At 55.2% G+C, this 11,566-nt stretch carries 9 protein-coding genes and 1 pseudogene; 3 read left to right on the forward strand and 7 right to left on the reverse strand.

All coding sequences use genetic code 11. From position 1 onward, the window contains the following. Positions 1-282: 282 nt before the first annotated feature. Positions 283-972: a response regulator transcription factor gene (locus Q1Y74_RS11310; protein WP_300814442.1), complete on the forward strand. Its 690-nt coding sequence runs from the start codon at positions 283-285 to the stop codon at positions 970-972. Positions 973-1,039: 67 nt separating this feature from the next. Here Q1Y74_RS11310 and gcvP read toward each other — a convergent pair whose 3' ends face one another. From gcvP to Q1Y74_RS11330, 4 genes are read right to left on the reverse strand one after another with little or no spacing between them, the layout of a single operon-like run. Next, on the reverse strand, positions 1,040-3,892 hold the full coding sequence (gene gcvP, locus Q1Y74_RS11315) for an aminomethyl-transferring glycine dehydrogenase (protein WP_300814434.1): 2,853 nt from the start codon (positions 3,890-3,892) through the stop codon (positions 1,040-1,042). Between the two features lie 49 nt (positions 3,893-3,941). Then, positions 3,942-4,580 carry an MBL fold metallo-hydrolase gene (locus Q1Y74_RS11320; protein ID WP_300814435.1) on the reverse strand — a complete coding sequence of 213 codons (639 nt, stop codon included), beginning with the start codon at positions 4,578-4,580 and terminating at the stop codon, positions 3,942-3,944. Between the two features lie 41 nt (positions 4,581-4,621). After that, positions 4,622-5,242 (reverse strand): 16S rRNA (guanine(527)-N(7))-methyltransferase RsmG, encoded by a 621-nt coding sequence (gene rsmG / locus Q1Y74_RS11325; RefSeq protein WP_300814436.1) that lies wholly within the window; start codon positions 5,240-5,242, stop codon positions 4,622-4,624. Between the two features lie 16 nt (positions 5,243-5,258). Then, positions 5,259-6,116, reverse strand: coding sequence for an RsiV family protein (locus Q1Y74_RS11330; protein ID WP_300814437.1), 858 nt, complete (start codon positions 6,114-6,116; stop codon positions 5,259-5,261). 237 nt (positions 6,117-6,353) lie between these two features. Between Q1Y74_RS11330 and lipB the strand changes: the two genes are divergently transcribed. Next, positions 6,354-7,058 carry a lipoyl(octanoyl) transferase LipB gene (gene lipB / locus Q1Y74_RS11335; protein ID WP_300814438.1) on the forward strand — a complete coding sequence of 235 codons (705 nt, stop codon included), beginning with the start codon at positions 6,354-6,356 and terminating at the stop codon, positions 7,056-7,058. A 351-nt stretch (positions 7,059-7,409) separates the two neighbouring features. Here the strand turns inward: lipB and Q1Y74_RS11340 are convergent, their stop codons facing one another. Then, positions 7,410-8,690 (reverse strand): phosphatidylserine decarboxylase, encoded by a 1,281-nt coding sequence (locus tag Q1Y74_RS11340; protein ID WP_300814439.1) that lies wholly within the window; start codon positions 8,688-8,690, stop codon positions 7,410-7,412. A 134-nt stretch (positions 8,691-8,824) separates the two neighbouring features. Here Q1Y74_RS11340 and Q1Y74_RS11345 point away from each other — a divergent pair, with 134 nt between their 5' ends. Continuing rightward, a complete protein-coding gene (locus Q1Y74_RS11345; protein WP_300814440.1) occupies positions 8,825-9,772 on the forward strand; it encodes a DUF5106 domain-containing protein in 948 nt (315 codons plus the stop codon). Between the two features lie 157 nt (positions 9,773-9,929). On the opposite strand, the gene Q1Y74_RS11350 is transcribed toward Q1Y74_RS11345, so the two are convergent. Together Q1Y74_RS11350 and Q1Y74_RS11355 are read right to left on the reverse strand one after the other, a co-directional pair. Then, positions 9,930-10,316 carry a TlpA disulfide reductase family protein gene (locus Q1Y74_RS11350; RefSeq protein WP_300814441.1) on the reverse strand — a complete coding sequence of 129 codons (387 nt, stop codon included), beginning with the start codon at positions 10,314-10,316 and terminating at the stop codon, positions 9,930-9,932. Continuing rightward, positions 10,273-11,566 (reverse strand): annotated as a pseudogene (locus Q1Y74_RS11355) (thioredoxin); the annotation flags it as partial. The pseudogene Q1Y74_RS11355 and the gene Q1Y74_RS11350, both read right to left, overlap by 44 nt.

Below are 11,566 nucleotides of genomic sequence, written 5' to 3' on the forward strand. Positions count from 1 at the left end.
CAAGTTTATTAATCGATTGTAGTTAAGGAGTTAAGAAGTTAAGGAGTTAAGCCAATGCCTTTGTGAAAAGGATACCGACCATACACTTGAGCTATCGGCTTTAACTCCTAAGCCCACCTGGGTGGGCGATAACTCCTTTTAACTCCTTTAACTCCTGCAAGTTTCGCACTTGCGAAACTTGAGTAAGTAAATATTAAAAGAATGAGTATAAACAATATATGTAAACACATCCCCTCCCCCCTCTCCTTGGGAGAGGGGCCGGGGGTGAGGCATGATAGTTCTATATCCGTCCTCCTCGTGGAAGACGAACAGACTCTTGCCATGATTATTAAGGATACCCTCGAAGGTCAGGGCTTCCTCATCCACACTGCCGCCGACGGCGAAGAGGGCCTGCGTCTGTTCTTCGACCTGCGCCCCGACGTGCTGGTGGCCGATGTGATGATGCCCCGCATGGACGGCTTCGAGATGGTGCGCCGCATCCGCCAGAGCGACCGCCACACGCCCGTGCTCTTCCTCACGGCCCGCTCGGCGGTGAACGACGTGGTGGAAGGCTTTGAACTGGGGGCCAACGACTACCTGAAGAAGCCCTTCGGCATGCAGGAGCTTATCGTGCGCATCAAGGCACTGGTGGGACGTGCGTGTATGTATCGGGTAGCGGGAGAGGGCGGGCAGACGCTCTACCGGATTGGCAATTACCAGCTCGACACCCGCAGGCAGATACTCCTGTACGAAGGCGGGGAACAGGAGCTGTCCCACCGCGAGACTGAGATTCTGCGCCGCCTCTGCCAGAACCGCGACTGCGTGGTCAGCATGCAGGACATCCTGCTTGACCTTTGGGGAGACGACTCTTTCTTCAACCAGCGCAGCCTGCACGTCTTCATCACCAAGCTGCGCCACAAGCTGGCTAAAGACCCAAGCATCCGCATCATCAACGTGCGGGGTGTCGGGTATAAATTGGTAGGGGGAATATAAAAGGAGGGTGTGTCAGTCTGTGATATGACACACCCTCCGGTCTTATGGCGATTCTGTTCCGAATATATTATTCCTCGAAGCTGCCGTAGCGGGTGGGCAGCAGCTTGCGGTCGCCAAGGGTGTTGTCTACGCGGGCCACATTTACCCAGAACTTGTTCTCGCGGACACTCTCCGTGGGGTAGGCAGCTTTCTCGCGCGAATAGGCATGGTCCCATTCGTTGGCTACTACTTCATATTCGGGGTGTGGGGCATTGACCAGCACGTTGTCGGCCTTGTCTGCCCGTCCTTCCTTCACTTCCTGAATCTCTTTCCAGATGCTTTCCATCACCTCCACGAAGTTATCCAGTTCTGCCAGGCTTTCGCTTTCGGTCGGTTCTATCATCAGGGTACCGTGAACAGGGAAGGAGAGGGTGGGAGCATGGTAACCGTAGTCCATCAGTCGCTTGGCGATGTCGTTCTCGCTGATGCCAGTTTCCTCGTGTACCTTTCTGCACTCCAGAATCATCTCATGGCCTACAAAGCCGTTGGCTCCGCGATAGACCACTCCATAGGTGTCCTTCAGACAGGCAGCCAGGTAATTGGCATTGAGGATGGCGATGCGGGTGGCGCGTGTCAGCCCCTCGGTGCCCATCATGCGGATGTAGCCGTAGGTGATGGGGAGGATGCCTGCGCTGCCGTAGGGCGCGGCGGATACTTCGTTGGCCGCATTGCCGAACAGACAGTGTCCGGGCAGGAAGGGAACCAGATGCTCGGCCACACAGATGGGGCCTACGCCGGGGCCTCCTCCGCCATGGGGAGAGGCAAAGGTCTTGTGCAGGTTCAGGTGGCAGACGTCGGCACCGATAAATCCGGGATTGGTCAGTCCCACCTGGGCATTCATGTTGGCTCCGTCCATGTAGACCTGTGCTCCGCAGCTGTGGATGATGCGGCAGATTTCCACAATCTCAGTCTCGAAAATGCCGTGTGTAGAAGGGTAGGTAATCATAAGGGCGGCCAGGCTGTCCTTGTTGGCTTCAGCTTTGGCACGGAGGTCGTCCATGTCTACATTACCCAACTCGTCGCAGGCACAGGTGACGGTGGTAAAGCCGGCCTGAATGGCCGATGCAGGGTTGGTGCCGTGTGCCGAGGCAGGTATCAGTATCTTGTTGCGGTGTCCCTCGCCGATGCTTTCCAGGTAGGCACGGATGACGCGCAGGCCTGTGTATTCGCCGGCTGCACCCGAGTTGGGCTGGAGGCTGACGCCGGCAAAGCCGGTGATGATTTTCAGTTCTTCGCTGAGGTTCTGGATGAGCTCGTGGTAGCCTTCGGCCTGGTCTTCGGGCACGTAGGGATGCAGGTTCATGAATTCGGGACGGCTCAGGGGCAACATCTCGGCCGCGGCGTTCAGTTTCATGGTGCACGAGCCGAGGGAAATCATGGAGTGGGCCAGGGAAATGTCCTTGCGGTCGAGGCGCTTGATGTAGCGCATCATCTCGGTCTCTGTGTGGTAGAGCTTGAAAACCTCGTGTGTCAGGTAAGGGCTTTGGCGCTTGAAGGCCTTGCGGATGGTGCAGCGGTCGGGTACTTCACAGATTTTGTTCCAGTCTTTGCCGGCAGCGATGGCAAAGATGGAGAGCAGGACGTTGATGGCGGCAATGTCCGTGGTCTCGTCAATGCTCATGCCCACTTCTCCATTTTTGAAGTAGCGCAGGTTCACTTCCTTACTCAAGGCGATGGTGCGCATCTGTTGGGCGGACACGTTTTCGGGCAGGCTGAAACGGAGTGTGTCGAAGTATTGGGCGTTCATCTGCTTGTAGCCCAGCTTGTTGATGCTGCTTTCCAGGAAGGCGGCAATGCTGTGGATGCGTGAGGCGATGGTACGGATGCCTTCCTGTCCGTGGTAGACGGCGTAGAAGCCGGCCATGGTTGCCAGCAGAGCCTGGGCGGTGCAGATGTTCGAGGTGGCTTTCTCCCGCTTGATGTGCTGCTCGCGGGTTTGCAGGGCCATGCGGTAGCACAGCTTGCCGTATTTGTCTTTGGAGAGGCCGATGATGCGTCCCGGCATGTTGCGCTTGTATTCGTCGCGGGTGGCGAAGTAGGCGGCCGATGGGCCTCCGTAGAACATGGGTGTGCCCAGTCGTTGCGTGCTGCCGAACACGATGTCCGCTCCCCATTCGCCCGGCGGGGTGAGCAGGGCGAGGCTCAGGATGTCGGCTGCAACGGCCACCTTGCATCCGGCTGCGTGGGCCTTTTCCACAAAGTCGCGGTAGTCTTCAATGTTGCCGCACGAATTGGGATACTGCAATACGCAGGCAAACACGTCCGGGGTCAGTTCGGCGTCCTCGTAGCGGTCGGTCTGCAATTGAATGCCTTGCGGAATGGCGCGGGTGGTCATTACGGCCAGTGTCTGCGGGAAGATGCGCTCGTCCACAAACACTACGTTGGCTCCGGCCTTCTGTTTGTCGCGGGGGCGCAGGGCATACATCATGGTTACGGCCTCGGCAGCTGCGGTCGCTTCGTCCAGCAGCGAACAGTTGGCCAGAGGCATTCCCGTCAGGTCGCACACGGCAGTCTGGAAATTCATCAGGGCTTCCAGGCGGCCTTGCGACACTTCGGTCTGATAGGGCGTGTACGAGGTGTACCAGACGGGGTTCTCGAATACGTTCCGTTGGATGACGGCCGGAGTGATGGTGTTGTACCATCCCATACCTATATAAGTGGTGTAGAGCTTGTTTTTGGCAGCCAGTGCGGCAATGTGTTGTCCGAACTGATATTCGGTCATGGGCTGGGGAAGGGCCAGCGGTTCTTTCAGACGGATGTCGGCGGGGATGGTTTTGTCAATCAGTTCGTCCAGGGAACTTACTCCGATTTTACGGAGCATGATTTCTTCCTCTTGGGCATTGATGCCGATATGGCGGGAGGCTAATAAATCGTTTTTCATAAATATATACTGATTTATAGTTGATGAATAATCGTAGGAGCCGCTGGGTTTAGCGGAAGAACGGGTTTTCGGCCTTTTCGATGCCGATGGTGGTTGGCGCACCGTGGCCCGGATAGACAATGGTTTCGTTGGGCAGTACGAACAGGCGGCTGCAGATGTGTTCTATCAGTTCGTCGAAGTTGCCTCCGGCCAGGTCGGCACGGCCGATGCTGCCCTGGAACAGGACATCGCCCGAGAACATGCAGCCCTCCTTGGCGCAGTAGTAGACCAGACTGCCGGGAGAATGTCCGGGCACGTGTATGGCTTCCAATTGGGTGTTGCCGAATTGGATGATGTCTCCGTCGTGCAGGTAGGTGCCCAGGGGAACGGGAGGCTCCTGCAGCTTGAAACCGAACATGCGGCTCTGCTTCGGTGCTTCGTCAATCCAGTATTCGTCTGCCTGGTTGGCTTCGGCCTTCAGCCCGAATTCCTGCAGCATAAACGGATTGCCGAAAATGTGGTCCAGGTGCAGGTGGGTGTTCAGCAGGTGCTTGACGTCCAGTTTTAGCGTTGTGATGAAACCCTTCAGTGCCTGTTTCTCTTCTTCGTAGAAACAGCCGGGGTCAATGACCACAGCTTCGTTTGTTTCGTCCCAGAGCACGTAGCAGTTCACTGGGAACATATTAAATTCAAATCTTTTTATTTTCATAAAACAAGGTGTTTTCTTTAGTTCTGCAATGTAGGCCTGGCTCACACCGATACGTGCACCACCTTTTTGGTCTCGAAGAATTCTTCGTCGAAGAACTCCTTCAGGTCCCATATCGTTGTCCGGTGCTTGAAGGGCATGGCTTCGTTGGCCAGCTCGCCTCCTTTCAGGCAAATCAGTCCGTTGGGCAAGACATGCTGTTGGCGGGGACTGATGTTTTTACGGATAATTTTCATCAGGTCGGACAGGGGCATGACGGCGCGGCTGACCACAAAGTCAAACAGTTGCTTCTCATCCTCGGCCCGTTCGTGGCAGAAGGTGACGTTTTTCAGTCCGATGCTGGCCGCCACTTCGGTGGCCACCCGTATTTTCTTGCCGATGCTGTCCACCAGATGGAAACCGGTTTCCGGGAAAAGGATGGCCAGCGGGATACCGGGAAATCCGCCGCCGGTGCCCAGGTCCATAATACGGGTGCCGGGCTTGAAACTGATGACTTTTGCGATGCCCAGCGAGTGGAGCACGTGGTGTTCGTACAGGTTCTCTATGTCCTTGCGCGAAATCACATTGATTTTGGAGTTCCAGTCCGTGTAGAGTCCGTAGAGGGCAGCAAACTGTTCCTTCTGTTCGGCGGTCAGGTCCGGGAAATATTTCAGTATCTGTTCCATGTCTTGGCTTGTCCGGTTAGCTGTTCCTCAATTCGTTCACCACCATGGTGTCATCGCTCATCAGATGCAGCATCATCTCCCACGGAAGGGAAATCTGGATGGCACCCATTACGTACGGGGTGATTTCGTAGATGTTATAAAAGAAAGTGATGCCTTCTTTGCTGAGGTAGAAGTTCTCGGTGGGGGTCAGGTCGCCGGTCGAGGTATATCCCAGGTCTTCCAGCTCCTGGCGAGAGGTGACGTTATTGTCGGCCATCAGCTGGTTCCACAAAAGGTCGGTCAGCGCTTCCTGGTAGTCGCTGACAAAGATGTCGTCCAGATGGATGGGGCGTAAGGTGCGCAGGTCCATGTTCAGGAAGCTGGTCATGTAGACGCCGTGGGCTCCGCCGGTGTATTCCTCGTAGTAGTAGCGGTAGACCAGCAGATTCTTGTAGTATAGCTGTATCCGGCTTTCGATGTTTTTGTAGTAAGAATACCATGCACCCATGTCGTTCGGGTCTGCATTATCCTGCTCGTCTTTCTGATAGATGGGCTCCAGGTCTTTCCGATAGCCGTTCACGTAGTCGTCTGTATATTGTCTGACGGCTTCCAGGGGAGGCATCGTCATGTATTTCTCGCCAAGACAGAGCGACAGGAAGTAGGTATTGAGACTGTCTCTCAGGACAGAGTCGGTCGAACTGTCGGCATAGGCAAAATTGATGGTCAGGCTGCAGGCCGGTTTGGCTGTGTCGCCAAACAGGTGGGCCGTCTCGTTTACCTGTATGCTGTCGAACTCCAGACTCCCTGTATTTTTGTTTGTGGTGTTACCACAGGAAAAGAAAAAGCCGCTTGCCGCAAGCAGAATGACAAGTAGGCTGACAGTTTGTTTTTTCATCGTTGTATATTGTTTATAAATCATCATTCCAGTCCTTTCGGTTTATCGACAAATATAGGATATATTAGTGAATCAAGGATACAAAAAAGAAAAAAATAATGCCTCCTGCCGGTTAATTTCTCTCTTTCTCTGCGGCAGTTATTGGCCATGTGTGCCGCAAGTTTTATCTTTGTTGCCTTCATGGGGCTGCCGGCATCAAGCCGGCTGTCCGTGAAACCTCTAATACCGTATATGCTGATGAAACTCGAAATTGTTGACTGGAATGAAATTCCTTATCCCGATGCCTGGAAACGGCAGACGGAGTGTTTTGATCTTTTGGTGAAGGCCAAGCAGGAAGGTAAAGACTACGTGAACCGCATTATCCTTTGCGAGCACCCTCACGTTTATACGTTGGGCCGGAGCGGCAAGGAACGCAACATGCTGCTGGGCGAGGAGCAGCTCCGCAGATTGGGTGCTTCGTACTTCCATATTGACCGCGGCGGCGACATCACCTATCATGGGCCGGGTCAGTTGGTCTGCTATCCCATCCTGAACCTGGAGGAATATGGCTTGGGGCTGAAAGAGTATGTCCACCTGCTGGAGGAGGCCGTTATCCGTGTGTGCGCTTCCTACGGCATTACGGCCGGACGGGTGGAGAAGGCCACCGGTGTATGGCTGGAGGACGACAGGCCGGCGGCACGCAAGATATGCGCCATCGGTGTCCGCAGCAGCCACTACGTCACCATGCACGGGCTGGCCCTGAATGTGAATACCGACTTGCGCTATTTCAGCTACATCCATCCCTGCGGCTTTGTGGACAAAGGCGTCACTTCCTTGCAGAAGGAGTTGGGGCATGAAGTTCCCTTGGCCGAGGTGAAGGAGCGGCTTTGCGGCCATCTGGTCGCCTTGCTTGGGGAAGGGCGGCAGGTGGTTCCAGCCGCCGATGGCGCTGACTGCCAGTGATGCCGTCGCTGCGCCCAGGCTGCACACCGGCTGCAAAGCTGTTGCAGCATTACTGCATTAATGATTGCATGTCGCTGCATTCACGATTGCAGTATCACTGCATCCATGATTGCAGTGTTGCTGCATCCATATTTGCAGTGTCGCTGTAACGGGTATGCAGTGTCGCTGCAACAGGCATGCAGCGATGGCGCAACAAGCATGCAGTGTCCGGTTGGCTGGTTGGGCGGCGTGAGGATGGAGAGAATGAAAAAAAGAGAGGCTGTGTCCCGCGACGGACACAGCCTCTCTTCATCCCGCATGGGGCGGGAGCGCCTTTGCCAGTTTCAGCCGGACGGCTGTTGGCGCAACGGTTTATTGTTTCTTCAGCAGCCCGATTTCTTCACCCATGAGGATGTGTTTCCAACTGCCGTCCTCGTTGGCGGGTGCGGTGAAGTGGAAGCCGGCCTGCTTCTGGAAGACGAGGACGAAGTCCGAACCTCCGAAGAGGAAGTATCCGAGCATGTCGCCCTTCTTCACCTGGCTGCCTACTTTCAGCTCCGGTTCAAAGTTGACCGATGCCACCTGTGACATGCCGATGGGCATCACGGCCACCAGTCCGTATTCCTCCGTGTCGAGGATGACCAGTCCGCGGGTCTCGATGCTCTGCCAGCCCGGTACGGAGCAGTCCACTACGTATTGCTGGAGTTGGGGTTCCCAAGTGACAGTGCCTCCCAGTGCGTCGTCTCCGGGTATCACTCTGATTTCCTTGATGGTTCCGCTCAAGGGGAAGTGGTAGCGGTGGTAGTCGTTCACGTTGAGGAAGGCGTGGTAGAACGTGCCTCCGGCAAAGGCATCGCAATAGGGACTTTCGGGACTGATGAGGTTGCGCACCGAGTTGAATACGCGCGACTTCACAGCAATCTTGTCTTCGCTGACAATGTACGATTCGTCGTCGATGGCCCATACTCCCTGGGGTTCGCTGTCGCAGGGCGATGCCACTACGGAGTTGTCTTCGGGCGATACGATGGGGCGCTGGTCGGGCGACTTCAGGCGGCGGCTGAAGAAGTCGTTGAACGAGTGCCAGTTGGACGGGTCTTCATACCATCCTTTGGTCATGCCCAGTTCCTCCTGCTTCATCATCAGGTCTTCGTATTCCTTGTTCCACGAGTCGGCCGAGGAGAGGTAGTTGCCCCATGATTTGCAGTAGTCCACCAGCCAGCTGCGGTAAGGCTCCACGTACTGCACGGAGCTGGTGAAGAAGTTCTTTCCTTCCAGCGACTCCAGCGGCATGCAGTTGATGAAGTAGCAGTAGCACAGGGCCTGGTACATCCTGCCGAAGATGCTGGGCTGGCCCGGACATACGATGACGTCCCAGGGCATGGCGGTCTGTGAGTAGTCGATGAAGTCATAGTACGCTTCGAGCGACTGCACGGGGTTGGTCTTGGGGTCAGGATTGATTTTCTTTCCCTTTTCGATGGCCTCCGTCAGCAACGATTTGAGTTGGCTGTCGTTTTCCACCAGGTCAATCAGTTTTTGGGTGGTTTCGCTGTAGGCGTTCTTCTGGGTGGTCGGGTCGTTCTTGCACGAGATTGTCAGGAGCAGGACCGATGCCAATAGCCATATCCTGCAATAGCTGATAGAAAAGTTTTTCATTTTGTTTGTTTTTTGTTATTAAGTCATGTTTATGGCCGCAAAGGTATTAAAAATGTACGTTCCTTCTTTACATTTATCGGAATTTTGGCTTACTTTGCCCATGAAATGTTAGTTTTTTCTATCGCCCGATGAAGATGAAACACAACTGTCACACTGCCTGTATGGGCCTGATGCTTCTCCTTTGCCTTGCGGCCGGCCGGGGCTTGGCCCGCAATGTTGCGGACAAAAACGTATGCGCTGATACCATTACTGCCTTCCGCTTCCCTGCCATCCCATCCACGCTGACTACGCCCGAAGCGCGGGCGGCCTATCTGGTGGAGCACTACTGGGACTGCACCAACTGGGCAGACTCCAACTACGTCCACCATCCCGAGGTGACGGAACAGGCATGGGTGGACTACATCGACCTGATGAGGCTGGTGCCTGCACAGACTGCCGACCGTTCCCTCAAAGCCCTTTTCAACGAGGAGGGAAAGGAGAAGAAATGCTATCTTTATCTGGCCGGACTGGCCGAGAAGTACCTGTATGACACCGGTTCGCCCCTGCGCAACGAGGAACGGTACATTGTTGTGCTCGACGCCCTCCTGGCTTCGGACGTGCTGTCTGAGGCGGAGAAAATCCGTCCGCAGGCGCAGCGCGAACTGGCTTTACGCAACCGGCCGGGAACCGTGGCAGTGGACTTTACCTATACGCTCGCTTCGGGCAAGGACGGACGGCTGCACGACATCCGTTCGGACTACGTCCTGCTGTTCGTCAACGACCCCGGTTGCCACACCTGCGCCGAGACGCTGGACAGCCTGAGACACTCGTCTGCCGTAAGGCGGGGCATTGCGGCCAGTCGGTTGACCGTTCTTTCCCTTTATCCCGACGAAGAGCCGGGCGAATGGCGTCAATGGCTGCCCGACTTCCCCTCCACCTGGATAAACGCCTACGACCGAACCCTCACCATCCGCGAAAGGAACCTCTATGACCTGCGTTCCCTCCCCGTCCTCTACCTGCTGGACAGCCAAAAGAAGGTCTTGTTGAAAAACGCTACGGTGGAGGAGGTGGAGGCTGTGCTGGAGGGACAGCATGAGAGATGAAAAAAATGTGCACACAGACATTCAATATACAAATCATCACAGGTTGTAGTCGTTGTAAACTTATGCTTTCTGGCTGTGATTATCTGTATGGTCAGCGTCTGTGTGCCATTCTTTTATAATAAAAACATGTCTCTTCGCCTGATTTTCGGATAGCCGTTTATTCAATCATTTCCTTCAGGGTATTCTTCATCAGTTCGTGGTCGCGGAACTCGTTGCGGAGGCCGTACTTGCCCCGCTTGTCCACCAGCACATACGAGGGAATGCCGTCTATCTTGAACTGGTCGCAGAGGTAGGCCCACTGCTTGTCGTTCAGGCGGTAGTGTTTGCCCCGGATGCCGGGTATCATTTCCTTGTACTTGACAATGGGCGAAGTCTCATTGGCAATGTAGATCCATACGAGGTCATCGCTCTTCAGTTCGCCGTCCTTCAGCGGCTCGTTGGCCTTGATGGCCATGCGGCAGGGCGCGCACCAGGTATTCCAGAAGTCCACGAGGACGACTTTACCCTTGTAGGGCGTAACGATGGCGTTGAATAGTTTGTCCACAGGTACGTCGGGTGTCTGTTCGATGACAGCCTTTCCTTCGACAGAGGGCTTCGCGGTAGAAGGGATTCTTTATGCTGTCCAATGCTTTCAGGTCGGCTTCGGTCAGAGTACCTTCTGAGGCCTTCTCCACCAGTGGCAGGGCCGACTTCAGGTCTGCAATGAAGCTGCCTTCCAGGCCTGCTTCCTTGGGCCACTCAATGCCGGGGTTGGTCAGAGCCGATACATAGTCGGTCAGGTGACGTCCCATCAGCAGTTTCGGGTCGGCTATGGTGAAGAGCTTGCACAACTCTGCACGGTTCTTTGCTGTCAGCGGCTCAATCTTTACGTCCAACGGTTCCCGATAATCCCATCGGCTGTTGACAAACCTGAAATTATGTTCGCGGTAGCGGTCGCCATGCGCTATGGCCAATACAGCATCTTGCTTCAGGTTTATCATTTCCAGTTCCTTGCCTACAGGAGGTAGGGCGCTTTGGGCAATGCTGTCCGAAAGAGCCAGATAGCGGTCGATGACATGTTGGGTATATTCGGCAGCGGTCATCCGGTAGTCGGCAAATCGGCCACTGTCCAGGTTCATGCCATAATATTTGTCTGTTTGCAGCGACGGAGCCAGCAGGCCGGCGTATGTGCCTGTGGAGTAACAGGGAGTAAATTTGCCTTCCACGGAATAGTGTTTTTTGTCCGCTCTTCGGTTCATCAGCATCCATCCGCTTTGGCGCATGTCTACGTAGACATCTACTTCCTCGCCCGGTGCCAGCCATACCTGTCCGCCATCCCTGAAAGTACCGACGAAGGCCAATGCCGGGCCATATTGCCAAAACTTGAGCTCGGCCATGCCCGTCTCCGGATGGATGTCCACTGTGTAGGACTGACGGCCGTTCATCAGGGTATAGATACTGAACAAGGCCTCTTGGGCCAACTCTTTCCGATAGCCTGAAAAATGTACGTGTATCACCGTCTCGCCCATCTTGAACAGCGGGTCGGGCACGGCATCGGGGACGGTTTCCGATGCCTGGATGACGTTGGCCGGAATATCGGCCGGACAGTCGAAGGTCTTCTTGCCCGTCAGGTCGATGCCGTACAGCTTGAAGCAGTCGTCGCAGTCGCTTTCGATGAAGTCGAACGAACGGGTGCCGTGCGGCAGAGGTTCAAAGCTGAGGAGGAAAGATGCCTCGCCGGAGTCGGGCATCCAGAAGAGGGAGTCGGCCTCGATGCCCTGCGTGCCGGTGAGGGCATATTTCTTGCCGTCGGCC

The organism is uncultured Bacteroides sp. (genome assembly GCF_949298305.1).
In the GTDB taxonomy this organism is placed as follows: Bacteria; Bacteroidota; Bacteroidia; order Bacteroidales; family Bacteroidaceae; genus Bacteroides.

What these genes read in the sequence shown, in the direction of transcription:
- Q1Y74_RS11340 (WP_300814439.1), bottom strand. Translation starts at nt 8,690, where the DNA reads ATGAAAAACTTTTCTATCAGCTATTGCAGGATATGGCTATTGGCATCG.
- gcvP (WP_300814434.1), bottom strand. Translation starts at nt 3,892, where the DNA reads ATGAAAAACGATTTATTAGCCTCCCGCCATATCGGCATCAATGCCCAA.
- rsmG (WP_300814436.1), bottom strand. Translation starts at nt 5,242, where the DNA reads ATGGAACAGATACTGAAATATTTCCCGGACCTGACCGCCGAACAGAAG.
- Q1Y74_RS11345 (WP_300814440.1), top strand. Translation starts at nt 8,825, where the DNA reads ATGAAACACAACTGTCACACTGCCTGTATGGGCCTGATGCTTCTCCTT.
- Q1Y74_RS11330 (WP_300814437.1), bottom strand. Translation starts at nt 6,116, where the DNA reads ATGAAAAAACAAACTGTCAGCCTACTTGTCATTCTGCTTGCGGCAAGC.
- Q1Y74_RS11320 (WP_300814435.1), bottom strand. Translation starts at nt 4,580, where the DNA reads ATGAAAATAAAAAGATTTGAATTTAATATGTTCCCAGTGAACTGCTAC.
- lipB (WP_300814438.1), top strand. Translation starts at nt 6,354, where the DNA reads ATGAAACTCGAAATTGTTGACTGGAATGAAATTCCTTATCCCGATGCC.